The sequence below is a fragment of the Streptomyces sp. NPDC127097 genome (assembly GCF_042724075.1).
Lineage (GTDB): Bacteria > Actinomycetota > Actinomycetes > Streptomycetales > Streptomycetaceae > Streptomyces.
In genome coordinates, this window is record NZ_JBHXFI010000016.1 from 80,905 (window position 1) to 106,508 (window position 25,604).

Below are 25,604 nucleotides of genomic sequence, written 5' to 3' on the forward strand. Positions count from 1 at the left end.
GGTGCTCGCGCCGGTGCCGGGGCTAGGACTTGAGAGAGCGGAGTCCATCGAGAACCCTCTCCAGGATGTGTCGGTCGAATTGCTCGGCTTCGGGGATGGGGGCACGGGCGTGCAGCCGCCCGACGTCGACGAGGTCGGCCACCAGCACCTTCACCACGCTCACGGGCAGGTGAAGGTGGGCGGCGACCTCGGCCAGAGACAGCGCCCCGGGCTGAAGCAGCTCCAGGATGCGGTGCTCCTCCGGGCGTACCTCGCTGGTGATCGGCATCCCCACGCTGTGCAGCAGGGTGAGCCGGTCCAAGGTGTTGCGGCTGGGCTGGGCGCGTCCGCCGGTCGCCAGATAGGCCGGTACGAGGCGCCTGCCGCTGCTCTGGCGGGGGGTCATACCGGGTTACCGAGGTCCCGCGCCCGGCTGTTCATGACCTTGTTGCCCAGGGTCGTCACCTGGACCTGCATATGGTGCGCGACCACACCCATGTTCACCTCCGGGCCGGCGAAGACGGCCAGGCAGGTGTTCTCGCCGGCCGGTATCGCGAAGACGAAGCCTTCATCGGACTCGATCACGGTCTGCCGCAGCCGGGTGTCGTCCTTCTCCGCGAACGCCGCGGTGACGGCCCGGCCCGCACCCTGGAGCGCGGACATCATCGCGGCGACACCCTCGGCGGAGTCCCGCTTCAGACCGGGTGAGGAGCCCTCGATGAATCCGTCGCCGGAGATGACGGCTGCGTGAATAACATGCGGCAGCTCCAAAAGGGGTGCCAGCACCCAGGACTTGTCCTCGGCAACACGGCGGCGGGTGGGGCTGTTCATGACTAAGCGTTCCCTTCGGGACTGCGAGGGGGTTCTGACTGGGCGGCTGCCCGGCCGGATTCGGTACCGCGCTGGAGCGCTGCCCAGCGGGTTCCGGTCTCTTCCGGGGAGCGCGCCGGAGCCGACTCGGTGCGCGCGGCACTCTCGTCGGGTTCGGACATGGGCTTACGGCGCCGCCGGCGCGGGAGTTCCCCTTCGGCCGGCTGGGCGGGGGCCTCGTAGGAGGCGGCGGGCTGCCCGGTGGGGGCGGGCTGGGCGGCGGGCGCGGCGGCCGGAGGCGGCGTCGCGGAACCGGTGGGCAGCACGGAGGCGGAACGATCCGGCACCGCGGAACGGTGCGGCAGAGGAGCCATCACGGACATCGGCTGGGCGCTCTCGTCGAGGACGGTGAGGAGGGGGTCACCCGGGATGTACACGACCGCCCGCACGCCGCCGTACGGGGACGGCTCGACATGCACCCCGTAGCCGTACTGGCGCACCAGCTGACCGGCCGCCGCGAACCCGGACCGCGGCGGGTCACCGAGCTGGGTCAGCAGCAGGTCCTCGTCACCGGACAGCAGCTCCATCGCCGCCTTGATCTCGTCGTCGTGCATCCCGACGCCGTAGTCGTCGACGATGACCGAGGCGCCGCGATTGCCCTGCTGGAGGGTGATGGTGACGGGCAGTTCACGGTGTGAGTGGTGCAGCGCGTTGGCCAGCAGCTCGGTCACGGTGATCGCGATCGGCTCCACCGCCCGCGCGACCACGGCGATCGGGTCACGCAGCTGGTTGCTGATGTTCACCCGCTCATAGCCGCGCAGCCGGGAGGTGGCGCCGACGACCAGCTCGGCGAGGTAGGAGTCCTCGCGGGTCAGCCCCGGCCAGGCGCCGCACACGACACCGGTGGCCTGAATGCGCCGCAGCGCCTGCTCGTTGAGGAAGTCGGCGTTCAGCAGGTCCTGGGCGATGTTCGGGTCGTCGTAGCGGTGCTGCATCTCCTGGAGCGCCGTCTGGAGCTGGTAGAGCAGCGCCTGGATGGTGGTGGTCGCCCCGCGCAGGGTGGACTGGGCGGCGGCGTCGACCCGCGCCCGCTCCTTGGTGATCGCGTCGCTGACCTGCTCCAGTACGGCGTTCAGCGCCTGGTCGGTCTCCGACCCGGTGAACCGCGCGTCCAGCAGCCCCGGGACGGGCACATGGGGATGCGCCAGTGCCAGCGTCAGATCCGGGAGCCGGGTACCGGCCAGATGCCGGATCTCGGCCTCGGTGGCGCGCAGCCGGGCCGTCAGCTCCGTATTGCTGTGGAGCGTGGCGCTGTTCTGTTCCTCAGCGGCGGACAGGCGCTTTCTCAGATCGGCGCGCTGCCTGCCCGCACGGATCGAGAGCGCCGCCAGGACCACGGCGGCGGCCGTACCTGCGCTGAGGCACCACAACAGCGCCTCCGGTATGGATGTCATCGAGATCCTCAATTGGGTACTGACGGGATCGGCCGGCCTTCACGGCAGTGTGTTGCCGAACTTCACGGGATGCTACCGGGCAGTTGACGAGCCGTGAGGGCCACTTCCACGGGGCGACTGAGAAGTACGGAAGGTCGCCTTCCGCCCACGATGACCCGGACCATAACGTGATGTGGCCCCGTCATCCAGCGGGACGGCGGGGCCTTTGTGAGCCTGTTGTGTACGCCTGGTGAAAGGCCGTCAGGCGCCGGTGAAATGCGAATTTTCGACGGCACCGGGGATCCTGCCCCGGGCCGGTGCCGCCCGTCGGTCCTTGAGTTCCGGAGCCCGGAATTCGCACCCCGGTGGTGGGTGCGATGGCCGCTGCCCCCCCCCGCCCTTCCCTGCCGGCCGGTTGTCGCGCTCATCTCATGACGCAGCCCGAATGCGCAGCGTCACGCCATGGGTGCGAACAGTGGCCATCGAGGGCGGGCGCGTACGCAGCGGGCCGGGCGACCGCGGCCCCGCCGCCATGCGCGAGAATGGCGCCATGAGTCTGTTCCGCGACGACGGCATCGTGCTGCGCACCCAGAAGCTGGGTGAGGCGGACCGGATCATCACGCTGCTCACCCGGGGGCACGGCCGGGTGCGGGCGGTGGCCCGTGGGGTGCGGCGGACGAAGTCGAAGTTCGGGGCGCGGCTGGAGCCGTTCTCGCATGTCGATGTGCAGTTCTACGCCCGCGGCAGCGAGCTGATCGGGCGCGGGCTGCCGCTGTGTACGCAGAGCGAGACGATCGCGGCGTACGGCGGCGGCATCGTCACCGACTACGCCCGCTACACGGCCGGGACGGCCATGCTGGAGACCGCCGAGCGGTTCACCGATCACGAGGGCGAGCCCGCCGTACAGCAGTATCTGCTGCTGGTCGGCGGGCTGCGGACGCTGGCCCGCGGGGAGCACGAGCCGCATCTGGTGCTGGACGCGTTCCTGCTGCGCTCGCTCGCCGTCAACGGCTACGCGCCGAGTTTCGACAGCTGTGCGCGATGTGGGCTGCCCGGCCCCAACCGGTTCTTTTCGGTCGCGTCGGGCGGGGTGACCTGTGGTGACTGCCGGGTGCCGGGGAGCGTCGTACCCTCCTCTGAGGCCATCGGGCTCCTGAGTGCGCTGCTGACCGGCGACTGGGAGACCGCGGACGCCTGTGAGGCCCGTCATGCCCGGGAGGGCAGCGGTCTCGTCACGGCGTATCTGCACTGGCATCTGGAGCGGGGCCTGCGCTCTCTCCGGTACGTAGAGAAATAGCGAACACGACCCTCAAGGCGAAGACGCCTCTCAAGACCTCTAGGAGAAGTGGGCCGCATGGCACGACGCGGGATTCTGGGCCGTAATCGACGTGCGTACGAGACGCCCGAGCCGCACCCTTCCGGTGCCCGGCCGCCGAAGATCCCCGGTGAGCTCGTCCCGAACCATGTGGCGGTCGTCATGGACGGCAACGGCCGGTGGGCCAAGGAGCGCGGGCTGCCGCGCACCGAGGGCCACAAGGTCGGCGAGGGCGTCGTCCTGGACGTCCTCAAGGGCTGCATCGAAATGGGTGTGAAGAACCTTTCGCTGTACGCCTTCTCGACGGAGAACTGGAAGCGGTCACCCGACGAGGTCCGCTTCCTGATGAACTTCAACCGCGATGTGATCCGCCGCCGCCGTGACGAGATGGACGCCCTGGGTATCCGTATCCGCTGGGTCGGGCGGATGCCGAAGCTGTGGAAGTCGGTCGTGCAGGAGCTCCAGATCGCCCAGGAGCAGACCAAGAACAATGACGCGATGACGCTGTATTTCTGCGTGAATTACGGCGGCCGGGCCGAGATCGCGGACGCCGCGGCGGCCATCGCGGCGGATGTGCGGGCCGGGAAGCTGGACCCGTCGAAGGTCAATGAGAAGACCGTCGCCAAGTACATGTACTACCCGGACATGCCGGATGTGGACCTCTTCGTGCGGCCGTCGGGCGAGCAGCGGACCTCGAACTACCTGATCTGGCAGAGCGCGTACGCCGAGATGGTCTTCCAGGACATTCTGTGGCCGGACTTCGACCGTCGGAACCTGTGGGAGGCGTGCCTGGAGTACGCCAAGCGGGACCGCAGGTTCGGTGGCGCGCAGCTGGCGGACGGCGAGTCCGCGACGTAGCGGCCGCGGGCAGACGCGCGAAGGGCCGCCTCCGGTCATCGGAGGCGGCCCTTCGGCGTTTGCGTCGCGGTGCTGCCGCTACTGCTTCTCGGTGGCCCGCTCGGCGCACTCGCCGCAGGTCCCGAAGATCTCGATGGTGTGCGCGACGTCCTGGAAGCCGTGCTCCCGGGCGATCTGGTCGGCCCACTTCTCCACCGCGGGGCCCTCGACCTCGACGGCCTTGCCGCAGGCCCGGCACACCAGGTGGTGGTGGTGATCGTCGGTGCTGCACCGGCGGTAGACCGCCTCGCCGTCGCTGGTGCGCAGCACATCGACCTCACCGGCGTCGGCGAGGGACTGAAGCGTCCGGTAGACGGTGGTCAGCCCGACGGAGTCGCCCTTGTGCTTGAGCATGTCGTGCAGCTCCTGCGCACTGCGGAACTCGTCGACCTCGTCGAGTGCGGCCGACACCGCGGTCCGCTGCCGCGTCGACCGGCCGCGTACCGGAGATCCCGCGCTCGTCGCCACCGTTGCCTCCCTAGGACGTTTACGACGTCAGGACTTCCCCCTGCACGTGCGTCCCGCCATTGTGCCAGGTGATGACCGGCCCGCCGGGGAGACGCTTACCGATACACGCATCTGTCGCCGGCGCTGGTCGCCGGCTTCCTGCCGCCCGTGCTCACCCGGCCACGCTGACATCGTCCGTCGCCGAGCGGTCGCCGGGTACCTCCAGAGTGCACCCCTTCGAGGCTTCCGCGGCAGCCCTTGCACGCTTTTTCGCGAGCGGGGCGGCGAGCCCGGTGAAGATCACGAACAGGCCGATGGCGAACAGCACGATCGTGGCGCCGGACGGGACGTCGACGTAGTACGAGGTGGTGGTGCCCGTCAGGGTGACCGCGACCCCGATCGCCACGGCCACCGAGAAGGTGACCGCGAAGCTGCGGCTGATCTGCTGGGCGGCCGCGACCGGGATCACCATCAGGGCGCTGACCAGCAGCAGACCGACGACGCGCATGGCGACGGTGACGGTGACCGCGGCGGTGACGGCGACCAGCAGGTTCAGCAGCCGCACCGGCAGGCCGGTCACCCGGGCGAACTCCTCGTCCTGGCACACCGCGAACAGCTGGCGGCGCAGCCCGATCGTGATCGCCAGCACCAGGGCGGCGAGCACGTAGATCGTCGTCATGTCCTGCGGGGAGACGGTGGTGATCGAGCCGAAGAGGTAGGTGCCGAGGTTGGCGTTGGAGCCCGCGTCGGAGAGGTTCATCAGCATCACGCCGCCCGCCATACCGCCGTAGAACAGCATGGCCAGCGCGAGATCGCCGCGGGTCTTGCCGTACCAGCGGATCAGCTCCATGACGACCGAGCCGGCGATGGCGACGGCGGTGGCGACCCAGATGGGGCTGGTGTTCAGCAGGAAGCCGAGGCCGACGCCGGTCAGCGCGACATGGCCGATGCCGTCGCCCATCAGGGCCTGGCGGCGCTGGACGAGGTAGATGCCGATGGCGGGGGCGGTGACGCCGACGATCAGGGCGGCGATCAGGGCCCGCTGCATGAAGGCGTAGTTCAGGATTTCCATGTCGGTCCACCTCGCGAAAGGGAGCCGGTGCTCGGGTGTCGGCTGGGGGTGCGGGGGTCGTCCCCCGAAGATCGCGGCATCAGCTCAGCAGCCCCGTCCGGATCGGTTCCGCGGCCTGGTCGGCGTGCGGGTGGACATGGTCGTGGCCGGGCAGCGCGTGCTGGCCGACGGCCTCGGGCGGCGGCCCGTCGTGGACGACACAGCCGTCCCGCAGCACCACCGCGCGGTCGATCAGCGGTTCCAGCGGGCCCAGCTCGTGCAGCACGAGCAGGACCGTGGCGCCGCGGCCGACCTGTTCGCGCAGCGCGGCGGCGAGCACCTCCTGGCTGGCCAGGTCGACGCCGGCCATCGGCTCGTCCATGATCAGCAGTTCCGGTTCCCCGGCCAGCGCACGGGCGATCAGCACCCGCTGGTGCTGGCCGCCGGAGAGCGCGTTGACGGAGTCCTTGGCGCGGTCCGCCATGCCGACCAGCTCCAGCGCCCGGTGCACCGCGGCCCGGTCGGCCTTGCGCAGGATGCCCAGCTTCGTACGGGCCAGCCGGCCGGCCGTGACGACCTCGCGGACGGTGGCGGGGACGCCGCCGGCCGCGGTGGTGCGCTGCGGGACATAGCCGATCCGGGCCCACTGCCGGAACCGCCGGAAGTCCGTGCCGAAGAGGGCCAGCTCACCGCCGGTGAGCGGGACCTGGCCGATCACGGAGCGCACGGCGGTGGACTTGCCGGAGCCGTTGGCGCCGAGCAGCGCGACGACCTCGCCGGAGTGCACGGTGAGGTCGACACCGCGCAGCACGGGGCGGGCGCCCAGCGAGGCGGTCGCCCCGCGCAGGTCGATCACCGGCTGGGTGGGCGGCTGGTTCATGGGGGCCTCCGTCACGTGCGGTGCGGTGTCCGTCACTTGCTGCCGAGCGCCTTCTGAAGCGCGGCGAGGTTCGCGCGCTGCACACCGAAGTAGTCCTTGCCGCGGGACTTGGCGTTGATCCCCTCCAGCGGGTCCAGGACATCGGTCTTCAGGTGGAGGTCGCCGGCCAGGGCCTTGGCGGTGGCGGGGTTGGCGATGGTCTCGAAGAAGACCGTGGAGACGTGGTGCTCCTTGGCGAGGGTGTGCAGGTCCTTGATGCGCTTGGCGCTGGGCTCGGACTCGGGGTCGAGTCCGCTGATGGCCTCCTCGGTGAGGCCGTAGCGCTCGGCGAGGTAGCCGAAGGCGGCGTGGGTGGTGAGGAAGGTGTCGGACGACCGCTTCTTCAGGCCGTTCTTGAACTCGGTGTTCAGCCCGTCCAGCTTCTTCACCAGGGCGTCGGTGTTCTTCTGGTAGTCGGCCTGGTGCTTCGGGTCGGCCTTGGCGAGGGTCTTGTTGACGCCCTTGGCGACCTCGGCGTACTTCACCGGGTCGAGCCAGAGGTGCGGGTCCTTGCCGCCCTCGGACTCCGAGTGCGAGTGGTTGTCGCCGGTGGTGTGGTGGTGGCCGTCGACCTCGGTGCCGTGCTCTTCGAGGGAGGTGAGGGCCGCCGCGTCGGCGACGTGCTCGGCGCCGGACTGCTCGACGGCGGCGTCCACGGCGGGCTGGAGGCCCTTGAGGTAGACGATCGCGCCGGACTCGCCGAGCTGGGCGGTCTGCTTCGGGGAGAGCTCCAGGTCGTGCGGCTCGACCCCCGGCTTGGTGAGGTCGGTCACCTCGATGTGCTTCCCGCCGATCTGCCGGGCGAGGAATTCCATGGGATAGAAGGACGCTGTCACCCTCAGCTTGCCGTCCTCGGTCCGGGCGCCGCCCGAGGGGGAGCAGGCGGAGAGGGCCAGCAGGCCGAGCACCGAGACTCCGGCGAGGGTCGCGGTGGATATGGGACGGCGTATGTTCATGACACTCATTTTCAACAATATTGGAAACGATTGTCAACAGCGGATGGGGTGGTGTGAGCGGGGCGACAACGGGCCGGAACCGATTTGATCCGGGGGGTACGGCCGCCGGTACCCTGAACTATTCGCCCGCCCGTCTTTTGACCAGCACCCCTCATTGAGACGCTAGGGCGCCGCCCATCCATCGTTCGTCGTCGTAATGAAGAGAGCACCGTGGCCGCCGACAAGATCGATACCATCGTCAGCCTGAGCAAGCGCCGTGGCTTCGTCTATCCGTGCAGTGAGATCTACGGCGGCTCCCGCGCTGCCTGGGACTACGGTCCCCTGGGCGTCGAGCTCAAGGAGAACATCAAGCGCCAGTGGTGGCGCGCCATGGTCACCTCGCGCGAAGACGTCGTCGGCATCGACTCGTCGGTGATCCTGGCCCCCGAGGTCTGGCAGGCGTCCGGCCACGTCGCCACCTTCACCGACCCGCTCACCGAGTGCACCTCCTGCCACAAGCGCTTCCGCGCGGACCACCTGGAGGAGGCGTACGAGGCGAAGCACGGACGGCTCCCCGAGAACGGCCTCGCCGACGTCAACTGCCCCCACTGCGGCAACAAGGGCGGCTTCACCGAGCCCAAGCAGTTCTCCGGCCTGCTCTCCACCCACCTCGGCCCGTCCCAGGACACCGCCTCGGTCGCCTACCTGCGTCCCGAGACCGCCCAGGGCATCTTCACCAACTTCGCCCAGGTGCAGCAGACTTCCCGCAAGAAGCCGCCGTTCGGCATCGCGCAGATGGGCAAGTCCTTCCGCAACGAGATCACGCCCGGCAACTTCATCTTCCGGACCCGCGAGTTCGAGCAGATGGAGATGGAGTTCTTCGTCAAGCCGGGCGAGGACGAGAAGTGGCAGGAGTACTGGATGGCCGAGCGGTGGAACTGGTACCGCGACCTCGGCATCCGCGAGGAGAACATCCGCTGGTACGAGCACCCGGCCGAGAAGCTCTCGCACTACTCCAAGCGCACCGCCGACATCGAGTACCGCTTCAACTTCGGCGGCACCGAGTTCTCCGAGCTGGAGGGCGTGGCCAACCGCACCGACTACGACCTGTCGGCGCACGCCAAGGCGTCCGGCCAGGACCTCTCGTACTTCGACCAGGAGGCCGGCGAGCGCTGGACCCCCTACGTCATCGAGCCGGCGGCCGGTGTGAACCGCGCGATGCTCGCCTTCATGCTCGACGCGTACATCGAGGACGAGGCGCCCAACGCCAAGGGCAAGATGGAGAAGCGCACCGTCATGCGCCTCGACCCGCGCCTGGCGCCGGTCAAGGTCGCGGTGCTGCCGCTGTCCCGCAACCCGCAGCTGTCGCCCAAGGCGAAGGGGCTGGCCACGGACCTGCGCAAGAACTGGAACATCGAGTTCGACGACGCGGGCGCGATCGGCCGCCGCTACCGCCGCCAGGACGAGATCGGCACGCCGTTCTGCGTCACCGTCGACTTCGACACCCTCGACGACAACGCGGTGACCGTGCGCGAGCGCGACACCATGAAGCAGGAGCGGGTCAGCCTGGACCAGATCCAGTCGTACCTGGGGGCGCGCCTCCTCGGCTGCTGATCCCTCACGGGGCGGGGCCGCTTTCCCACGGGGCTGCGCCCCTGCGGTGACCTCAAACGCCGGTCGGGCTCGGGTATTCCGGGGCCGGCCGGCGTTTTTGCGTGTGCGCGTTGCGGTGGTTCGCGTTGCGGGGGTTCGCGGGGCGGTGCCCCTGCGGGTGACCTCAAGCGCCGGTCGGGCTGGGTGTTCTGGGGCCGGCCGGCGTTGCGTGTTTGCGTTGCGGGGTGGTGCCCCTGCGGGTGACCTCAAGCGCCGGTCGGGCTCGGGTATTCCGGGGCCGGCCGGCGTTTTTGCGTGTGCGCGTTGCGGGGGTTCGCGGGGCGGTGGTTCGCGGGGCGGGGCCCCTGCGTGTGACCTCAAGTGCCGGTCGGGCTGGGTGTTCTGGGGCCGGCCGGCGTTGCGTGTTTGCGTTGCGGGGTGGTGCCCCTGCGGGTGACCTCAAGCGCCGGTCGGGCTGGGAATTCCGGGCCTGGTCGGCGCTTTTGTGTGCTCGTAGCGTGAGGTGGCCGCGTGGGCTGGGCGTCGTTGCGGGGCAGCGGGGCAGCGGGGCAGCGGGAATACGCCGTTATGCCCGCCGCGTTGTGGCCCGCAGGGGGCGCATGGGGCCCCTACGGGTTTTGTTCGGTCGGCCCCTAGGCGTATGGAGCGTCGGCGTTTTCAACGCGACTGCGGAGCGGCGGCCGGGTGTGCCGCGCGGGCGGCCAGTGTCGCGCACAGCGTTGCCAGGGGGAGTTCCGCTCCGATGGCCATGGCGAGGGCGGTGGTCAGTTCCGTGCCGGGGGCGGCGGTGGCCAGGTCGAGGCAGGCGTCGGTGAGGAGCAGGAGGGCCGCGGCGGCTGCGGGGGTGCGGTGGCGGGGGCCGCCGCGCAGGAGGCGGGTGCCGGTGAGGAGGAGGGCGGCGGCCTCCAGGGTGTCGAGCGTGACCCAGGCTGCGGCCTCGGCGGGCGGGAGGGTGCCGGCGAGGTAGCCGAGCCAGGGGAGGAGGACGAGGCCGGCGCCGGTCAGGATCCTGCCCAGCCGGCGACGTCCGGTGTCGGTGAGGATCCTGGAATGCCGCCGACGTCCGGTGGCGGTCAGGAGCCTGGACTGCCGGCGGCCTCCGGTGGCGGTCAGGGTTCCGGACTGTCGGCGACGTCCGGTGACGATTCGCGCCGGACCGGTGGAGATGCCGCGACGGGAGCAACTGGCGTGCGTGGCAGGCGAGTTGTAGGCGAGCAGGGTCATGGAAGGGTCGCTTTCGGAGTCGTGAACCCGGCCGTCGGGCTCGTGATCAACACTCCGGTTTCGGGCGCCTTCCGTCAGTAACGTCGCTGTCCGACTTGGGGTGGCACCAGCTACACCCCCGGTACGGACATTGCCGTCATGGCCGCCCCATCACCGGCCCCATACGGTGTGATCATGACCATCCCGCCCCGGCAGCGCCGGGCTCTCGTCCGTATGCGGCGCGACCTCGCTTTCGCCGCCGCCGGGGTGCCGCTGCATCTCGTCCCGGTGCTGCTGTCCTGGTGGGCGCTGTCCCTGCTGGCCGACACGGTGACCGGGGCCTCCCCCGACGCCCCCGTATTGCTGACGGCCCCGCTGACCCTGCTGGTCATCGCCGGGTACGGCTTCACGGAGGCGCAGCGATGGCGGTTCCGGGCGCTGTGCGGGGTGGAGCTGCCCCGGCTGCGGTTCGCGCAGGGGAAGCGGCAGTTGGGCTACCACTGGCTGGTGGGTCCGCTGCTCGGCGTGCTGGAAGTCCTGCTGCTGGGGCTGGTGTTGACGGCGCTGGCCGCGGCACTGGTTCTGGTGTGGGTGTGGCTCGCGCCGGCGCAATGGCGCATCGAGCACCGCGGCTACACCACCACGGCCACCTATCTCACCGTGCTGGGGCTGCTGGCGCTCGCCGCGGTGCCCGCGCTGGCCGCGGGGCTGGTGCGGCTGGAGATCCTGGTCGGGCGGGCGGTGCTGGGGGTGAGCCGGTCCGACGAACTGGCGCGGCGGGTCGAGGACCTGACCGAGAGCCGGGCCGGTGCGGTGGACGCCGCCGACGCCGAACGGCGGCGCATCGAGCGGGATCTGCACGACGGCGCACAGCAGCGGCTGGTGTCCCTCGCGCTGAACCTCGGGCTCGCCAAGGCCACCCTCACGGATCTGCCGGCGGAGGCGCAGCAGGTCATCGATGCCGCGCACCGCGAGGCGAAGGACGCGATCGAGGAGCTCAACAATCTGGTGCGCGGCCTCCATCCGGCCGTTCTGGACGAACTGGGGCTGGATGCCGCGCTGTCGGGGCTCGCGGCCCGCGCGCCGCTCCCCGTACGGCTGCGGGTGGATCTGCCGGCTGAGCTGCCGCAGCGGACCGCGCCGGCCGTCGAAGCCGTCGCCTACTTCGTCGTCTCCGAGGCGCTGACGAATGTCGCCAAGCACGCGCGGGAGGCGACCCGGGCGGACGTGACGGTCACCCGGCTCGGCGGGATACTGCGGGTGGTGATCGCCGACGACGGTATGGGCGGCGCCGATCCGTCCAGGGGAAGCGGTCTGAAGGGGCTCGCCCAGCGCGTGCGCTCCGTGGACGGAACCTTCCGGATGAGCAGCCCCGTAGGGGGCCCGACCATGATGAGCGTGGAGCTGCCGTGCCCGATGTGAGGCGTGCCGTGATCGCCGAGGACTCCGTTCTGCTGCGGATCGGGCTGGTCAAGGTGGTGGAGATGGCCGGGTTCGAGGTGGCGGCCGAGGTGGGGGACGGGCAGGGGCTGCTGACGGCGGTCGAGGAGCACCGGCCGGATCTGGCGGTGGTGGATGTGCGGATGCCGCCCGGTTTCACGGACGAGGGTGTGCGCGCGGCGCTGACAACCCGTCAGAAGTGGCCACACACAGCGGTGTTGATGCTTTCCCAGTACGTCGAGGAGCGGTACGCGGCCGAACTGCTGGCGACGAACACCAGCGGGGTGGGCTATCTGCTCAAACAGCGGGTCGCGGATGTCGAGGAGTTCATCGAGGCGCTGCGGAGGGTGGCGGGCGGCGGCACCGCGCTGGACCCGCAGGTCGTCGCGCAGCTGCTGGTGCGCCGGGCGAGCGATCCGCTGGAGCGGCTGACGGCCCGCGAGCGGGACGTGCTCGCGCTGATGGCCGAGGGCCGCTCCAACGCGGGTATCGCCGCACAACTGGTGGTGAGCGAGAGCGCGGTCGCCAAGCACATCAACAACATTCTGGCCAAGCTGGATCTGCCCAAGGCCGATGCCGATCACCGACGGGTGCTGGCGGTGCTGCGTTTCCTGGGGATGGGGGGCTAAGGGCTGTTCCGCCAGGGATGACGGGAGAGCCCTTAGGGGGTGTGTGACGCCCCGGAGCCGCGCTCCTCCGGGAGCGGCGCTGCTCCGTTCGACAGCCGTGCCCCACCGCCGGAGAATCGGAAGTAGGTAGGTGAGGAGGGGCCCATGAGTATCCGCATAGCCACTTTCAACTGCGAAAATCTCTTCCGGAGGCCCATCGTTTTCGGCGCCGGGAACGACCCTGTACGCGAAGCCGTGCTCGAGGACTTCAGAAAACTTGTCGAAATCCTCGATCACGGCACGTATACGGCCAACGACAAGAAGAAGATCATCGAGCTTCTCAAGAAGCACAGCGTCGATGTCTCCCAGGACATTTCCACTCAGACGATCCTGATGAACGAGCCGCGTGGACAGGCCCGGCTGCTCAAGGGTGAGGGCAGGAACATCGAGGTCAGGGCCGAGGTTACGGGACGGGACTCCTGGGTCGGCTGGGCCGAACTGGTCAAGGGCGACCTCAGCTGGGACGCCGTCACGAACACCGCCAAGGTGATCGCCGAGGTGAACGCCGACATATTGCTGACGGTCGAAGTCGAGGACCGGCTCACCCTGCACCGCTTCAACAAACAGGTGCTGGCGGGCCAGTTCGACGTGGAGCCGTATCCGTTCAACATGCTGATCGACGGCAACGATATTCGCGGTATCGACGTGGGGATCTTCAGCCGACACCCGATCACCTCCATACGCTCGCACATCTTCGACAAGAAGGATTCCCGGGAAATCTTCAGCCGGGACTGCCCGGAATTCGAGATCGACATCGATGGCGAGCCGCTCTGGCTCCTCGGGAACCACTTCAAGAGCAAGCTCGGTGGCGGGGGCGCCGACAAGCGCAAGCTCCAGGGCGAGCGCGTCGCCCAGCTCTACCGGGCCGCGCTCAAGCGCTCGGCCCATGTCGTGGTCGCCGGGGACCTCAACGACACCCCGGGCAGCCCGCCGCTCGCGTTCCTCGAGGCCACCAGCCTGAAGGACGCGATGACGCACCACAGTTACGAGGGGCCGCCCGGCACCCACGGGAAGTGCACGAGTCCCAGCGACAAGATCGACTACCTGATGTTCTCGCCGCAACTGTTCGCCAAGGTGGACAAGGTCGAGGTGGAGCGGCGTGGGATCTTCGAGTTCGGCACCCCGTTCGACACCGTGTCCGGGCCCGGCGACCAGGCTTCCGACCACGCTGCCATCGTCGCCGAACTCGACCTGTAGTCGCCGGACTCGACCTGTAGTGGCAGCCAGGTGGCACGGCGGGCCCCGGGCCCGGGCTCCGGGCGAGTTCGCCGTGCAGCGCCCGCCAGGCGGCGAGTTTCGACCGCCGGGCGGGCGATTCGCGGCCGCGCCGCCTCAGGCGCTTTCGGCGGAGCATGGCGGGTCAGGTGGTGGGCGTGCGCGGTGGGTTGACGTCGATCGCGACACAACCGGCCCTGGGCGGGCGCTCGTTACATAGACTTGATGATCACCCTGCCGGCTCACAGCTCAAAAGGAGATGACATGAGACAGCAGCCTCCGTTCGCTTCTCTGTCCGCCGCGCTTGCGGCGCTAGGGACGGTGCTGGGCGTCCTCGCGGTCCAGTTGCGCGCGAACGGTTACGAGCCGTACGTCGAATCCGTGGCCACTACCAGCGTCCTGATGTGGACCACTGCGTGCCTGACGGTCGTGACGTGGGTCCGCTACCGCCAGCAGAGCTCGGACTGAGTTCCACCGCTGCCGACGGGCGCCGGGGCAGCTGCCCCGGCGCCCGTCGCGTGCGATGATCGCCATCACCGGGGAACGTCCGGAGGAGGAACCGCCCATGGCATCGCCGACACCGGGACGGCCCGTCCGTGGCTCGACCACGGGGCGGCCGCTGATGGCCGCACTCGACCTCTTCGGCCGGCGGTGGACGCTGCGCGTCGTCTGGGAGCTGAAGGAAGGCTCCCTGGGCTTCCGCTCCCTTCAGCAACGGTGCGACAACATGTCCTCCAGCGTGCTGCGTCAACGCCTGCTCGAACTGGTCGACGCCTGCCTGGTGGAGCAGACGCCGGAGGGCCAGTACGCGCTCACCGCCCTCGGCAAGGACGCCCACCGGGCCCTTCGCCCCCTCGTCCGCTGGTCGGACGGGTGGGCCGCGGAGCTGGCCGAGCGCTCCCGGGCGGGCGGCGGGGAACAGACCTGATCGCAGCTCCTCCCGGTGGGACGGTTTCCGGGGATGTGCTCGGTAGGGTCGGCTCACGGATCGCATCGCGTAGCGCACACGGAGGAGCCATGAGGGCCTTGCAGACCGCCACGCTGCTGGTCGCGACGCTCGGCGCGGGCCTGATGGCCGGACTCTTCGCCGCTTTCGCCTACGCGGTGATGCCCGGTCTGGCCCGCTCCGCCGACCGCACCTTCGTCCAGGCCATGCAGCACATCAACCGGGCCATCCTCAACGGCTGGTTCCTGATCCCCTTTCTGCTGCCGATCCCCTTGCTGGTCCTGGCCACGGTTCTGGCCTGGAACGGCCACGGACGGGTGGCCCTGCCCTGGGTTCTCGCCGCGCTGGTGCTCTACCTGGCGGGTTTCTTCGTCACCAGCGGTGTCAACGTCCCGCTCAACAACGCCCTCGACAAGGCCGATACGGGAGACGACCACCGGACCGCGGCCGCCCGGTCCGCCTTCGAGGGCCGCTGGGTCACCTGGAACACCATCCGCGCCCTCCTGCACACCGCAGCCTTCGGCCTCCTCGCCTGGGCCCTCTTTCTGCACGGCACGGCGGGGGTGGTGTAGCGGGCAGGGAGCGGGGAGCGGGGCGGATGGCATCCGCCAGGGGGCCGTCCGGTCCTGGGCCGGTCTGGGCCTGCGCCGGTCCGGTCCTGCGCCGGTTCGGTCCCGTACCCGCCCGGTCCCGCACCCCGTCCGTCACGGCAGGGGTGCGCCTGGCCCGGAGGCCAGTCCGTGGCCAGTCCCTGCCCCTGCGGTGTGCTGCCCCGTCAGCGCAGGTGTTGTTCCTGCTCAGGCATCCGTGCGCAGGCCGCGCAGGACCAGGTCGCGGACGGCCTCGAAGTCGGTGGTGATCCCGGGACGGGACCACTCGGGGGCGTAACACGGGTCGTGGAAACGGCCGGTGGCGTCGAAGACGGCGCGGGCGGTGGTGGCGGGGGAGGGGGTGTGGAAGTCGCCCTGGCTGACACCGGCTTCGATGATGGAGGTCAGCTGGGATTCGAGGTCGGTGACATGGCGCTCGACCACGCCGCCGCTCTCCCCGATCAACGTCATGTATGTGGCGAACAGTTCGGGATCGTCGCCGGCCTTGTGCCGCTTGGCTTCGAAGAGGGCGGTCAGCCAGCGGTCCAGCCGCTCCGGAGCCGGCCCTTCCGCCGTGACGATGACCGACAGTTCCTGGCTCGTACGGTCCAGCCAGCGTGCCGTGACCGCCTCCCGCAGCGCCGCCTTCGTACGGAAGTGGCGGTAGACGCTGCCGTGGCTGACGCCCAGGGCCCGTGCCACATCGACGACCGTGGCCTTGGCCGGGCCGTACCGGCGCAGCACCTCCTCGGTGGCTTCGAGGATGCGCTCTGGGGTCAACGTTTCGGGGGGCATGCGGCGGGTCGGCCTTTCGGGAGGACGGACGGTCACGCGGCGGCGACGGGGCGGGACCGGGCGGCGACGGCGCGGCGTCGGGGAGGGATGGAGCGGGGACGGTGTTACGTACGGACGGTACCTGGCCGCGCCCCGTACCCGCTGCGGTGGCCGCATGGCCGGTAGCGCGTTTGCCCCGGTGGCCCGCATGCCCCGAGGGCTCGGTGGTCCGATGGCTCGGGGGCCGCCGGCTCGGTGGTCCGCCGGGGCCGGTGTGCGCCCGGTAGCCCCGTGATGGCTCCGCCCGATGGGAGCTCCGCTCGACGGGAGCGCCCGCCCCATGGGAGCTCCGCCGCCCGATGGGAGCGCCCGCCCGATGAAGGCGCCGCCCGATGGGAGCTCTGCCCGATGAGAGCGCCCGCTCGACGGGAGCGCCCGCCCGATGAGAGCGCCGTCCGACGGGTGCTCCGCCCAATGGGACCGCCGCTCGATGGTGGCGCCGGCCCGGCGGTGACCTCCCGCAGTAGTCCCCGTTCACAGTGCTCCGCCTCCCCCTTCTTCAGTCTTCGTCAGCCCTCGTCAGTCTTCGTCAGTGCTCGCTGTCCAGGTGGGCCATCTGCTCGCTGGGATAGCGGTCGCCGGCGGCGGCGCCGGCCGGGATGGCGTGCTCGATCGCGGTCAGATCGTCGGCGTCCAGGGTGATGTCCAGGGCGCCGAGGGCCTCGGTCAGCCGGTCGCGGCGGCGGGCGCCGACCAGCGGGACGATGTCCGCGCCGCGGGAGAGCACCCAGGCGATGGCGGTCTGGGCGACCGAGACGCCCTTCTGGTCGGCGATCTTGCGCAGCGCATCCACCAGGTCGAGATTGCGGTCGAGGTTCTCGCCCTGGAAGCGCGGGCTCATACCCCGGAAGTCATTCGCGGCGAGCTTGCGGTCGCGGGTGAAGTGGCCGCTGATCAGGCCACGGGACAGGACCCCGTAGGCGGTGATGCCGATGCCCAGCTCGCGGGCGGTCGGCAGGATCGCCTCCTCGATGCCCCGGGAGAGGAGGGAGTACTCGATCTGGAGGTCGGAGATCGGGGCCACGGCGGCGGCCCGGCGCAGGGTCTGCGCGCCCACCTCGGACAGGCCGATGTGGCGGACATGGCCGGCCTCGACCAGCTCGGCGATGGCGCCGACGGTCTCCTCGATCGGGACGTCCGGATCGACCCGGGCGATCCGGTAGATGTCGATGTGGTCGGTGCCCAGGCGCTGGAGGGAGTACGCGGCGAAGTTCTTCACCGCGTTCGGCCGGCCGTCGTAGCCGGTGAAGCCGCCCTCGACGGTGCGCAGGGCGCCGAACTTCACGCTGATCCGCGCCTTTTCGCGAGCCGCCGCGGGGGCGGTGCGCAGCGCTTCGTTGATCAGCAGTTCGTTGTGTCCCATGCCGTAGAAGTCGCCGGTGTCGAGCAGGGTGATGCCCGCGTCGAGGGCGGCGTGCACGGTGGCGAGGGATTCGCCGCGGTCGCTGTCGCCGTAGAGGGCGGACATGCCCATGCAGCCGAGGCCGAGGGCGGAGGTCTGCGGGCCGGTGGTGCCCAGGGTGCGGGTCTGCACTGTGTGCTCCTGAAGGTGATGAGGGGAGTGAGAGGGGATGGAGGGAGGAGGGGGACGGAGTACGGCTGCCGTGCACCCAGCATGGCATGACGACTGACAGATTTCAATATCTGTCAGTCGTCATGCCGCGCAGACCTAGCCCGGACCAGCTCAGCCCAGCTCAATGCACCTCAACGCACAGTGCGTGGCAGGCGCAGGGTGAGCAGCGTGGTGCCCGCGACGATCGCCAGTTGCGTCAGCAGCGCGGCGAGCAGGGCGTCGCGGATGCCGACGGACGGCAGCAGCGAGAGGAAGAGGGTGCCGAGGGTGGCCACACCCAGGGCGAGGCCGGACTGCTGGGTGGTGACCATGACGCCGCCGCCCACGCCCGCCTGCGACATCGGCAGTTCGCTCAGCACGATGCGCATCACCACCGGCATCAACATGCCCTGTCCGATGCCCAGTACGGCCATGCTCGGCGCGAGGCCGGCCACCGAGATCGCGGGCCAGCCCTGGTGCACGGTCAGCGCCAGCAGCGCCAGCCCGGTGCCCTGGATCAGCGAACCGGCGATCACCACCCGCCGCCCGAACCGCAGCACCAGCCGCGGACCGGCCAGCGAGGCGAGGAAGAAGGCGGCGCACAGCGGTGCCAGGGACAGTCCGGCCGCGAACGGGCCGAAGTGCAGGCCGTTTTGGAGGGCGACCGCCACCACGAACATGAAGCCGCCGAAGCCCAGCGTGAACGGAACGAGCATGAGGAGTCCGCTGTTCACGGAGGGGATGCGCAGCAGGGAGGGCGGGACGAGCGGCGTACGGCCGAGGCGCTCGGCCCGGCGCTCGAACAGCACGAATCCGGTCGCGGCAAAGGGGAAGACGGCCAGCAGGACCCAGGACCACAGGGGCCAGCCCGCCGCCCGGCCCTCGGTCAGCGGCAGCAGCAGGGTGATCAGGGTGGCGGCGAGCAGTGCGGTGCCGGGGCCGTCCACCCGGGCCGGGTGCGGGGAGCGGGTCTCGGGGACCGTACGGGCGGCCAGCAGCCAGGCCGCGGCGGCTATCGGGACGTTCACCAGGAAGACCGCGCGCCAGCCGGTGCCCACCAGGTCGACGGAGACCAGCAGTCCGCCGAGGACCTGGCCGACGGCGCTGGACACCCCGGCCGTCCCGCCGTACAGGCTGACGGCCTTGGCGCGCCGCTTGCCGGTGGTCGTGGCCTGGATGGTGGCCAGTACCTGCGGCAGCAGCAGGGCGGCCGCGGCGCCCTGGGCGACCCGGGCGGCCACCAGCGTCCAGGAGTCCGGTGCCAGACCGCAGGCCAGCGAGGTCACGCCGAAGGCGGCCAGGCCCCACAGGAACAGCCGGCGGCGGCCGATCATGTCGCCCAGCCGCCCGCCGATGACCAGCAGCATCGCGTAGGCGACGCCGTAACCGGCCACCACCATCTCCAGCAACGCCGGACCCGCGTGCAGATCCTGGTCGATGGTCGGCAGGGCGACATTGACGATAAAGAAGTCGATCATGGGTAGGGCCGCGCCCAGCAGTACGGTCAGCAGACCAAGCGGGGTCAGCACGGTCGGGATCCGCTGCGGCTGTCGGGCGGGGCCGGGTGCGGCCGGTGCCTCCGGGGTCGCCGGGGCGTCCGGGAACGCGGCCTCCGGGGCGGCGGCCGGGGCGCCGAGTGGCCCGGCCGGGGCTTCCCGGGTGGTCATCTGTGCTCGGGTATCGCTCACGGAGTCGACGATCGTCGACCGCTCAACCAGGTACCAGAGTGTTCTTATCCTGGTACCAGCGCTACCTGGCAACCGGCTCGGGCCTGCGGCAGGCTGGACCCATGACCGTGGACCCGTTCCTGCCGCAGCCTGCCACAGGCCCCGGTGGCGCCGCCGCCCCGCCGTACGGCACCGCCCCGCGCGATGACGCCGCCCGCCGGGCCGAGCTGGCCGCCTTCCTGCGCAGCCGACGCGAGCGGATCACACCCGAGCAGGTCGGACTGCCGCGCGGCGCCCGCCGGCGTACGCCCGGTCTGCGCCGCGAGGAGGTCGCGCACCTGGGCGCGGTCGGCGTCACCTGGTACACCTGGCTCGAACAGGCGCGGGACATCCATGTATCGCCGCAGGTCCTGGACGCGGTGGCCCGTGCGCTGCTGCTCGACCGCGCCGAGCGCAGCCATCTGTTCGCGCTGGCGGGGGCGGTCGATCCGATGCCCGGCACGGAGTGCACGGGCGTCACCCGGGAGCTGTGGCAACTGCTGCACCAGCTCACGCCGTTCCCCGCGGTCGTCCAGAACAGCCGGTTCGACATCCTCGCCTACAACCGCACCTACGGCCGTCTGCTGTGCGATCTGGACGCGGTGCCCGAAGAGGACCGCAACTGCATGTGGCTGGCGTTCACCCACCCCGTGTGGCGGGCGGGCCTCGGCGATCTGGAGGCCACGCTGCGCGTGATGGCCGCCAAGTTCCGGGCGTCGATGGCCGAACATCTCGCCGAGCCGGCCTGGAAGGCGCTGGTCGCGCGGCTGATGGAAGCCTCGCCGGAGTTCCGTGAGATCTGGGCGCAGCACGAGGTCCTCCGCCCGGTCAGTGCCGTGAAGATCTTCCGGCATCCACGGGTGGGCGCGCTCCAACTGACCGCCACCAGCCTGTGGACGGGCCCCAACCCCGGTCCCAAGCTGCTGTATTACACGCCCGTGGACGAGATGTCCCGGGAGCGGCTGGAGCAACTGGCCGCCGAACCGGCGGCGCTCGCGGCGGTGTGACCGTACGGGCGAGGGGCTGAGGCGGCGAGGGGCCGAGGGACTGGCCACGGAGAACCAACTTCCGTCCGTGGCAGCACCTCTGACACAGTGAATCCTCTTGCATGGTCCGGCACGGAGAGAGGAAGAGATCTCCTTGCCGCGAGGCGACCGGATCTCGCGCAGTGAGGTCTGAAGAGGGGGACTCGTATGACGTCAACAGGTCCGGCGGAGCAGCCGTGGAACCCGCCGGCAGAGGCCCGGGACACCCCCGGGGTCCCGCCGCCCGCCGCGCCACCGCCGCCGCCCGCTGCCCCGCCGCAGCCACCGGCCGCTCCGTCGCCTGCCGCCGATCTCTACCCCGATGTGGCACCGGCGGCATCGGCACAGCCGATCATCGGGGTCGATCTGCGGGTCGACAAGCGGCTGCTCTGGGTCGGTGACGCCTACTACCCCCTCCAGAACGTCGCGCGGGTGTACACGCTCACCATCCATCCCCGGCGCAAGGACGCCGTCGTGACCTTCGTGAAGCGGTTGCTGCTCCTCGGGGCGGCCACGGTCTTCCTCCTCCTGCTCGCCGCCACCAGCAGCGGCTTCGGGAGCAGCAGCGACGATTCCGGCGGAGTCATCGCCCTCGTGGTGATCGCCGCGGGTGCGGCACTGGTCTACTCCGTGGTGGAGATGCTGAGGGTGCTCAGCGCGCCCCCGCACTTCGTCCTGGCCGTGGAGACGACGGGCCCCTCCACCGCCGTGGTGACCAGCCCCGACCCGGACCAACTACGGCGGCTCGCCCATCAGATCGCGCACGCCATCGAGAACCCCGAGGCCGAGTTCACGGTGCGGGTGAACACCATCGATATCAGCCCCAAGCACTACTACTTCGGAGACAGCGTCAACATGTACGGCGGCACCGGCAACGTGGGGATGGCGAGCTGATGAGCGGCGGAGGCCAGCACTACTACTTCGGCAGCGGCGACCACGTCACCCTGCACGGCGGCACCGGCAACCTCGGCATCGACAAGCGCGTCACCCCGGCCGCGGAGCCGGCTCCGGCCGTCCAGGAGGCGCTCCGCGAACTCCTCGCCCTGGTGCAGGAGTTGCGCGACCAGGTCCCGCAGGCAGGCGCCGAGGCCCTCGACGACTCGCTGCCCGCCCTCCGTGCCGAGGCGGACGTCCCGCAGCAGGAGCGCCACCGTGCGCTGTACGCCGTCGCGGGCATCGCCGCGACCTTCGGCACGCTCGGCGTACCGATCGTCGAGGCCGTCAACAAGGTGCTGGGACTCCTGGGCGGGCAGTGAGGACCCGCGCACCCCTCCTGCGTCGTGCGCCTGGAGCCGGACCGTACGCCTAGGGGGTGTCTCTCTTCGGTCTCCGTGGATCAGCCTGCGGTGCCAGGCGTCGCAGGCCCACGGAGACCGAAGAGGAGATACCCCTTAGGAGCGCGCGTCCGCCGGCCGGAACCCCGGGGCCTCGTCCTCGAAGAGTGCCGCCGTGCGGTCGGCCGTCGCCCTCGCCCAGCGGCCGGTGGTCAGCGCGCCGAGCAGCAGGACGGCCGCGCCGCAGCCGGCGATGATCCACCACGCCGGGCGGCCGGCCGCGAGGAAGGCGTCCGCGGTGGCGGCGGCATGCGCCCCGCTCGCCAGTACGGCGCCGATCACCGCGACGCCGAGCGACTGTCCGACCTGTCTGCTGGTGGAGGCGACCGCGGCGGCCACCCCGGCCTGGGCACGGGGCATCCCGGACACCGCGGTGTTCGTGATCGGCGCGTTGACCAGGCCGAACCCGATGCCGAAGAGGACATAGCCGGTGAACATCAGCGGGTCCGCCGACTGGGCGTCGAACGCCGCGAAGAGCACTCCGCTGGCCCCCATCGCCGCACCGGCCAGGAGCAGGGAGAGCCGCGGCCCCCGGCTGCCGACCAGCCGTCCCGACAGCGGGGCGAAGAGCAGCGTCATCCCGGCCATGGGGAGCATGTAGAGACCGGCGTCCAAAGCGGACAGACCGCGGATGTTCTGGAGATACAGCGTGTTGATGAAGAGGAAGCCGGCCAGCGCGGCGAAGGCGCAGACCGCCACGACCGTGGCCCCGCTGAACGGCGCGCTGTGGAAGAACCGCAGGTCGATCAGGGGTTCCCGGCGGCGCCGCTCATAGCCGACCAGCCCGGCCAGCGAGGCCAGCGCGACCAGGACGAAGGCCAGGATCTCCGGGGACGCCCAGCCGGCGTCCGGGGCCTCGATGATCGCGTACGTCAGCGAGCCGAGCAGCCCGATCACCAGCAGCTGGCCGACCGGGTCGACACGGCGCGGCCTGGGAGCGCGCGATTCGGGGACGTAGCGCAGGGTCAGGAAGAGCGCGAGGGCGCCGATCGGGACGTTGATCCAGAAGATCGAGCGCCAGCCGACGCTCTGCACCAGCAGTCCGCCGATCACCGGCCCGGCCGCCATGCTGATGCCGACGACGCCGCCCCACACCCCGATCGCACGGGCCCGCTCGCGCGGCTCGGTGAAGGTGTTGGTGATGATCGACATCGCGACGGGGTTGAGCATCGAGCCGCCGACCGCCTGCACCATCCGGAAGACCACCAGCCACTCCAGACTCGGCGCCAGGCTGCACAGCAGCGAGCCGGCCGCGAAGACCACCAGGCCGACCAGGAAGACCCGGCGCCGCCCGAGCCGGTCGGCGGTGGAGCCGGCCAGCATCAGCAGCGCCGCCAGGACCAGGGTGTAGGCGTCGATGGTCCACTGCATGCCGGCGACCGTGGCGTGCAGATCGTGCTGGATGGACGGCAGCGCGACATTGAGAATGGTGTTGTCGAGGCTGACGATCAGCAGGCTCATACAGCAGATCGCCAGCACCAGGAGACGCCGTCGACGGCTGAGCTCAGGCATTCTTGAACGCTACAACGATCCGCCGTCCCCGGCCCTGGCGGGGCCACTCGCGCGGTGCGGGACAATGGGAGGTCGCAGCGGCCGGTTCCCCCGTACGGCCGCGGCCCGCCCGCCCCGCCAACGGAAGCCGAAGAAAGCCGAAGGTATCGCCGCCATGACTCTGCTCCAGATCGGTCCGCACGCGGTGCAGCCGCCCGTGGTCCTCGCGCCGATGGCCGGGATCACCAATGCCCCGTTCCGGACGCTGTGCCGGGAGTTCAGCGGCGGCAAGGGCCTGTTCGTCAGCGAGATGATCACCACGCGGGCGCTGGTCGAGCGCAATGAGAAGACCATGCAGCTGATCCACTTCGACGAGACCGAGAAGCCCCGCTCGATCCAGCTGTACGGCGTCGACCCGGACACCGTCGGCAAGGCCGTCCGCATGATCGCGGAGGAGGACCTCGCCGACCACATCGATCTGAACTTCGGCTGCCCGGTCCCGAAGGTGACCCGCAAGGGCGGCGGCTCGGCGCTCCCGTACAAGCGGAATCTGCTGCGCTCGATCCTGCGGGAGGCGGTGGCGAACGCGGGCGCGCTGCCGGTGACGATGAAGATGCGCAAGGGCATCGACGACGACCACATCACCTACCTCGACGCGGGGCGGACCGCGGCCGAGGAAGGCATCACGGCGATCGCGCTGCACGGGCGCACCGCGGCCCAGCACTACGGCGGCACCGCCGACTGGGACGCCATCGCCCGCCTCAAGGAGCATGTCCCGGAGATCCCGGTGCTCGGCAACGGCGACATCTGGTCGGCGGAGGACGCCCGGCGGATGATGCGGGAGACCGGCTGCGACGGAGTGGTCGTGGGGCGCGGCTGCCTCGGGCGGCCGTGGTTGTTCGGGGATCTGGTCGCCGCTTTCGAGGGCACGGGCACCTTCGCGCAACCCACGCTCAAGGAGGTCGCGGCGGTGATGCTGCGGCACGCCACCCTCCTCGGCGAGTGGATCGGCGACGAGGCGCGCGGCGTGATCGACTTCCGTAAGCATGTCGCCTGGTACACCAAGGGCTTCTCGATCGGCTCCGAGATGCGCCGCGGCCTCGCGGTGACCTCCTCCCTCGACGAGCTGGACGCGCTGCTGTCGGAGCTGGACCTGGACCAGCCGTGGCCGGCGGGCGCGGACGGCCCGCGGGGCCGTACGTCGGGCCGCAACCGCGTCGTGCTGCCGGACGGCTGGCTGGACGACCCGTACGACTGCGCGGGCGTGGACGCGGGCGCGGAGCTGGACACCTCGGGCGGCTGAGCCCCGGCGGCCGCTCCGGCTGCTCCGGCGCGCGGTTCCCCGCACGCCCCCCGTGGCCTGGAGGCCGCCGTCCGGCATACGGCACCCGTGTACCCCTGGGGCGTGTCGGAGCGCGAACGGGGCCCGGCGGGACCGTACGGCGCTATCGTTTGATCCCGTACGGGCGTTTTGCGGGAGCTCGTACGGCTGCCCACGAGGTCCGGCAGACGGTGGGCGGGACCGACGGACCGGCCGAGGGAGTCGCTGTGGTGAGCGGGCACCGTTCCACCGGGGACACGGAGAAGGACGTACAGGCCAAGCTCGGGGACACTCCCGTGCGCCACGAGCGGATGGCCGCGGTCGCGCACCTCTACCGCGCCGCGGCGGCAGTGCGGCAGCACTTCGAGAACTCCGTACTGCGCGACGCCGAGCTGACCTGGACCTCCTTCGTCGTGCTGTGGGTGGTGTGGATCGGGGGCGAGCGGGAGACCCGTCGGGTCGCCGAGGACGCCGGGATCTCCAAGGGCACGCTCACCGGGGTCGCCCGCACCCTCCAGAGCCGCGGTCTGCTGGAGCGCAAGGACCATCCGACCGACGGACGGCTCGCCCTGCTCGTGCTCACGCCCGAGGGCGAGCGGCTGATGGCCCGGGTCTTCCCGGAGTTCCACGCCGAAGAAGTCTTCGTCACCGAGGGGTTGAGCGACGACGAGGCGCTGGACCTGGCGGAGCTGCTGGGCCGGGTCGTGGCGCAGGTCGAGACCCGGGGCGAGGAGCGGCGGCTGGAGCTGCTGGACGGCCAGGACCCACGCCCGCGGCGGAGCGGACGCCGGGCGAAGAGGTAGGGGAGCGGGGCGTGGCGTGACTGTCGGGCGCGCCGTCCCGGGCCGCGTCCACGACCGCCCGTATTGACCGAGCCCC

The 25,604-nt window shown here is 70.6% G+C and carries 26 protein-coding genes; 14 read left to right on the forward strand and 12 right to left on the reverse strand.

What is annotated here, in order from left to right; genetic code table 11:
* Positions 1-22 precede the first annotated feature (22 nt).
* The 3 genes from ACFWJW_RS15165 to ACFWJW_RS15175 are packed head-to-tail and all read right to left on the reverse strand — an operon-like array spanning position 23 to position 2,243.
* Positions 23-385 carry a DUF742 domain-containing protein gene (locus tag ACFWJW_RS15165; protein WP_387240149.1) on the reverse strand — a complete coding sequence of 121 codons (363 nt, stop codon included), beginning with the start codon at positions 383-385 and terminating at the stop codon, positions 23-25.
* Complete coding sequence (locus ACFWJW_RS15170) at positions 382-810, reverse strand: roadblock/LC7 domain-containing protein (protein ID WP_042154637.1); 429 nt, start codon at positions 808-810, stop codon at positions 382-384. Before ACFWJW_RS15170 ends, ACFWJW_RS15165 begins: the two co-directional genes overlap by 4 nt.
* A 2-nt stretch (positions 811-812) precedes the next feature.
* Positions 813-2,243: an ATP-binding protein gene (locus ACFWJW_RS15175; protein ID WP_387240152.1), complete on the reverse strand. Its 1,431-nt coding sequence runs from the start codon at positions 2,241-2,243 to the stop codon at positions 813-815.
* 529 nt (positions 2,244-2,772) lie between these two features.
* Between ACFWJW_RS15175 and recO the strand changes: the two genes are divergently transcribed.
* Both recO and ACFWJW_RS15185 read left to right on the forward strand, forming a co-directional pair.
* The gene (gene recO / locus ACFWJW_RS15180) at positions 2,773-3,519 is read left to right on the forward strand and encodes a DNA repair protein RecO (protein ID WP_042154633.1); all 747 of its coding nucleotides are present in this window, start codon (positions 2,773-2,775) and stop codon (positions 3,517-3,519) included.
* Positions 3,520-3,576: 57 nt separating this feature from the next.
* A complete protein-coding gene (locus ACFWJW_RS15185; protein ID WP_387240155.1) occupies positions 3,577-4,395 on the forward strand; it encodes an isoprenyl transferase in 819 nt (272 codons plus the stop codon).
* 78 nt (positions 4,396-4,473) lie between these two features.
* Here ACFWJW_RS15185 and ACFWJW_RS15190 read toward each other — a convergent pair whose 3' ends face one another.
* The 4 genes from ACFWJW_RS15190 to ACFWJW_RS15205 all read right to left on the reverse strand — a co-directional run bounded on the left by ACFWJW_RS15190 (position 4,474) and on the right by ACFWJW_RS15205 (position 7,807).
* Positions 4,474-4,902 carry a Fur family transcriptional regulator gene (locus tag ACFWJW_RS15190; protein WP_085927078.1) on the reverse strand — a complete coding sequence of 143 codons (429 nt, stop codon included), beginning with the start codon at positions 4,900-4,902 and terminating at the stop codon, positions 4,474-4,476.
* Positions 4,903-5,053: 151 nt separating this feature from the next.
* The gene (locus ACFWJW_RS15195) at positions 5,054-5,953 is read right to left on the reverse strand and encodes a metal ABC transporter permease (protein WP_387240158.1); all 900 of its coding nucleotides are present in this window, start codon (positions 5,951-5,953) and stop codon (positions 5,054-5,056) included.
* Between the two features lie 79 nt (positions 5,954-6,032).
* On the reverse strand, positions 6,033-6,812 hold the full coding sequence (locus tag ACFWJW_RS15200; RefSeq protein ID WP_387240161.1) for a metal ABC transporter ATP-binding protein: 780 nt from the start codon (positions 6,810-6,812) through the stop codon (positions 6,033-6,035).
* A 32-nt stretch (positions 6,813-6,844) separates the two neighbouring features.
* Positions 6,845-7,807 carry a metal ABC transporter substrate-binding protein gene (locus ACFWJW_RS15205; RefSeq protein WP_387240164.1) on the reverse strand — a complete coding sequence of 321 codons (963 nt, stop codon included), beginning with the start codon at positions 7,805-7,807 and terminating at the stop codon, positions 6,845-6,847.
* Positions 7,808-8,017: 210 nt separating this feature from the next.
* Here ACFWJW_RS15205 and ACFWJW_RS15210 point away from each other — a divergent pair, with 210 nt between their 5' ends.
* The gene (locus ACFWJW_RS15210) at positions 8,018-9,400 is read left to right on the forward strand and encodes a glycine--tRNA ligase (protein WP_387240167.1); all 1,383 of its coding nucleotides are present in this window, start codon (positions 8,018-8,020) and stop codon (positions 9,398-9,400) included.
* A gap of 657 nt (positions 9,401-10,057) precedes the next feature.
* Here the strand turns inward: ACFWJW_RS15210 and ACFWJW_RS15215 are convergent.
* Positions 10,058-10,624, reverse strand: coding sequence for a hypothetical protein (locus ACFWJW_RS15215; RefSeq protein ID WP_387240170.1), 567 nt, complete (start codon positions 10,622-10,624; stop codon positions 10,058-10,060).
* 174 nt (positions 10,625-10,798) lie between these two features.
* Here ACFWJW_RS15215 and ACFWJW_RS15220 point away from each other — a divergent pair, with 174 nt between their 5' ends.
* The 6 genes from ACFWJW_RS15220 (at position 10,799) to ACFWJW_RS15245 (ending at position 15,444) form a co-directional block, all read left to right on the forward strand.
* Positions 10,799-12,025 (forward strand): sensor histidine kinase, encoded by a 1,227-nt coding sequence (locus ACFWJW_RS15220; RefSeq protein ID WP_387240173.1) that lies wholly within the window; start codon positions 10,799-10,801, stop codon positions 12,023-12,025.
* 8 nt (positions 12,026-12,033) lie between these two features.
* A complete protein-coding gene (locus ACFWJW_RS15225; protein WP_387240280.1) occupies positions 12,034-12,672 on the forward strand; it encodes a response regulator in 639 nt (212 codons plus the stop codon).
* 144 nt (positions 12,673-12,816) lie between these two features.
* On the forward strand, positions 12,817-13,908 hold the full coding sequence (locus ACFWJW_RS15230; RefSeq protein ID WP_387240176.1) for an endonuclease/exonuclease/phosphatase family protein: 1,092 nt from the start codon (positions 12,817-12,819) through the stop codon (positions 13,906-13,908).
* A 282-nt stretch (positions 13,909-14,190) separates the two neighbouring features.
* The gene (locus tag ACFWJW_RS15235; protein WP_042154618.1) at positions 14,191-14,394 is read left to right on the forward strand and encodes an SCO3870 family protein; all 204 of its coding nucleotides are present in this window, start codon (positions 14,191-14,193) and stop codon (positions 14,392-14,394) included.
* Between the two features lie 97 nt (positions 14,395-14,491).
* Positions 14,492-14,854: a winged helix-turn-helix transcriptional regulator gene (locus ACFWJW_RS15240; RefSeq protein ID WP_387240179.1), complete on the forward strand. Its 363-nt coding sequence runs from the start codon at positions 14,492-14,494 to the stop codon at positions 14,852-14,854.
* 89 nt (positions 14,855-14,943) lie between these two features.
* Positions 14,944-15,444, forward strand: a complete 501-nt coding sequence (locus tag ACFWJW_RS15245) for a DUF1772 domain-containing protein (RefSeq protein ID WP_387240182.1) — start codon at positions 14,944-14,946, stop codon at positions 15,442-15,444.
* Between the two features lie 225 nt (positions 15,445-15,669).
* Here the strand turns inward: ACFWJW_RS15245 and ACFWJW_RS15250 are convergent, their stop codons facing one another.
* The 3 genes from ACFWJW_RS15250 to ACFWJW_RS15260 form a co-directional block, all read right to left on the reverse strand.
* Positions 15,670-16,257, reverse strand: a complete 588-nt coding sequence (locus ACFWJW_RS15250; protein WP_387240185.1) for a TetR family transcriptional regulator — start codon at positions 16,255-16,257, stop codon at positions 15,670-15,672.
* Positions 16,258-16,825: 568 nt separating this feature from the next.
* Positions 16,826-17,830, reverse strand: a complete 1,005-nt coding sequence (locus ACFWJW_RS15255; protein WP_387240188.1) for an aldo/keto reductase — start codon at positions 17,828-17,830, stop codon at positions 16,826-16,828.
* 170 nt (positions 17,831-18,000) lie between these two features.
* Positions 18,001-19,515: an MFS transporter gene (locus ACFWJW_RS15260; protein ID WP_387240283.1), complete on the reverse strand. Its 1,515-nt coding sequence runs from the start codon at positions 19,513-19,515 to the stop codon at positions 18,001-18,003.
* Between the two features lie 122 nt (positions 19,516-19,637).
* On the opposite strand from ACFWJW_RS15260, the gene ACFWJW_RS15265 reads away from it, so the two are divergent.
* The 3 genes from ACFWJW_RS15265 to ACFWJW_RS15275 all read left to right on the forward strand — a co-directional run bounded on the left by ACFWJW_RS15265 (position 19,638) and on the right by ACFWJW_RS15275 (position 21,835).
* A complete protein-coding gene (locus ACFWJW_RS15265; protein WP_387240191.1) occupies positions 19,638-20,561 on the forward strand; it encodes a helix-turn-helix transcriptional regulator in 924 nt (307 codons plus the stop codon).
* A 186-nt stretch (positions 20,562-20,747) separates the two neighbouring features.
* A complete protein-coding gene (locus ACFWJW_RS15270) occupies positions 20,748-21,473 on the forward strand; it encodes a DUF6232 family protein (protein WP_387240194.1) in 726 nt (241 codons plus the stop codon).
* Positions 21,473-21,835, forward strand: coding sequence for a hypothetical protein (locus tag ACFWJW_RS15275; protein WP_387240197.1), 363 nt, complete (start codon positions 21,473-21,475; stop codon positions 21,833-21,835). The genes ACFWJW_RS15270 and ACFWJW_RS15275 overlap by 1 nt, the downstream gene beginning before the upstream one ends.
* 135 nt (positions 21,836-21,970) lie before the next feature.
* On the opposite strand, the gene ACFWJW_RS15280 is transcribed toward ACFWJW_RS15275, so the two are convergent.
* Positions 21,971-23,425: an MFS transporter gene (locus ACFWJW_RS15280; RefSeq protein WP_387240200.1), complete on the reverse strand. Its 1,455-nt coding sequence runs from the start codon at positions 23,423-23,425 to the stop codon at positions 21,971-21,973.
* A gap of 154 nt (positions 23,426-23,579) precedes the next feature.
* Here ACFWJW_RS15280 and dusB point away from each other — a divergent pair, with 154 nt between their 5' ends.
* Positions 23,580-24,707: a tRNA dihydrouridine synthase DusB gene (gene dusB / locus ACFWJW_RS15285; protein WP_387240203.1), complete on the forward strand. Its 1,128-nt coding sequence runs from the start codon at positions 23,580-23,582 to the stop codon at positions 24,705-24,707.
* 248 nt (positions 24,708-24,955) lie between these two features.
* The gene (locus ACFWJW_RS15290; protein WP_042155486.1) at positions 24,956-25,528 is read left to right on the forward strand and encodes a MarR family winged helix-turn-helix transcriptional regulator; all 573 of its coding nucleotides are present in this window, start codon (positions 24,956-24,958) and stop codon (positions 25,526-25,528) included.
* The last annotated feature ends 76 nt before the right edge of the window (positions 25,529-25,604 follow it).

What these genes read in the sequence shown, in the direction of transcription:
- ACFWJW_RS15275 (WP_387240197.1), top strand. Translation starts at nt 21,473, where the DNA reads ATGAGCGGCGGAGGCCAGCACTACTACTTCGGCAGCGGCGACCACGTC.
- ACFWJW_RS15265 (WP_387240191.1), top strand. Translation starts at nt 19,638, where the DNA reads ATGACCGTGGACCCGTTCCTGCCGCAGCCTGCCACAGGCCCCGGTGGC.
- ACFWJW_RS15270 (WP_387240194.1), top strand. Translation starts at nt 20,748, where the DNA reads ATGACGTCAACAGGTCCGGCGGAGCAGCCGTGGAACCCGCCGGCAGAG.
- ACFWJW_RS15175 (WP_387240152.1), bottom strand. Translation starts at nt 2,243, where the DNA reads ATGACATCCATACCGGAGGCGCTGTTGTGGTGCCTCAGCGCAGGTACG.
- recO (WP_042154633.1), top strand. Translation starts at nt 2,773, where the DNA reads ATGAGTCTGTTCCGCGACGACGGCATCGTGCTGCGCACCCAGAAGCTG.
- ACFWJW_RS15240 (WP_387240179.1), top strand. Translation starts at nt 14,492, where the DNA reads ATGGCATCGCCGACACCGGGACGGCCCGTCCGTGGCTCGACCACGGGG.
- ACFWJW_RS15215 (WP_387240170.1), bottom strand. Translation starts at nt 10,624, where the DNA reads ATGACCCTGCTCGCCTACAACTCGCCTGCCACGCACGCCAGTTGCTCC.
- ACFWJW_RS15245 (WP_387240182.1), top strand. Translation starts at nt 14,944, where the DNA reads ATGAGGGCCTTGCAGACCGCCACGCTGCTGGTCGCGACGCTCGGCGCG.
- ACFWJW_RS15235 (WP_042154618.1), top strand. Translation starts at nt 14,191, where the DNA reads ATGAGACAGCAGCCTCCGTTCGCTTCTCTGTCCGCCGCGCTTGCGGCG.
- ACFWJW_RS15185 (WP_387240155.1), top strand. Translation starts at nt 3,577, where the DNA reads ATGGCACGACGCGGGATTCTGGGCCGTAATCGACGTGCGTACGAGACG.
- ACFWJW_RS15260 (WP_387240283.1), bottom strand. Translation starts at nt 19,515, where the DNA reads ATGACCACCCGGGAAGCCCCGGCCGGGCCACTCGGCGCCCCGGCCGCC.
- dusB (WP_387240203.1), top strand. Translation starts at nt 23,580, where the DNA reads ATGACTCTGCTCCAGATCGGTCCGCACGCGGTGCAGCCGCCCGTGGTC.
- ACFWJW_RS15230 (WP_387240176.1), top strand. Translation starts at nt 12,817, where the DNA reads ATGAGTATCCGCATAGCCACTTTCAACTGCGAAAATCTCTTCCGGAGG.
- ACFWJW_RS15205 (WP_387240164.1), bottom strand. Translation starts at nt 7,807, where the DNA reads ATGAACATACGCCGTCCCATATCCACCGCGACCCTCGCCGGAGTCTCG.
- ACFWJW_RS15220 (WP_387240173.1), top strand. Translation starts at nt 10,799, where the DNA reads ATGACCATCCCGCCCCGGCAGCGCCGGGCTCTCGTCCGTATGCGGCGC.
- ACFWJW_RS15165 (WP_387240149.1), bottom strand. Translation starts at nt 385, where the DNA reads ATGACCCCCCGCCAGAGCAGCGGCAGGCGCCTCGTACCGGCCTATCTG.
- ACFWJW_RS15280 (WP_387240200.1), bottom strand. Translation starts at nt 23,425, where the DNA reads ATGCCTGAGCTCAGCCGTCGACGGCGTCTCCTGGTGCTGGCGATCTGC.
- ACFWJW_RS15250 (WP_387240185.1), bottom strand. Translation starts at nt 16,257, where the DNA reads ATGCCCCCCGAAACGTTGACCCCAGAGCGCATCCTCGAAGCCACCGAG.
- ACFWJW_RS15170 (WP_042154637.1), bottom strand. Translation starts at nt 810, where the DNA reads ATGAACAGCCCCACCCGCCGCCGTGTTGCCGAGGACAAGTCCTGGGTG.
- ACFWJW_RS15200 (WP_387240161.1), bottom strand. Translation starts at nt 6,812, where the DNA reads ATGAACCAGCCGCCCACCCAGCCGGTGATCGACCTGCGCGGGGCGACC.
- ACFWJW_RS15195 (WP_387240158.1), bottom strand. Translation starts at nt 5,953, where the DNA reads ATGGAAATCCTGAACTACGCCTTCATGCAGCGGGCCCTGATCGCCGCC.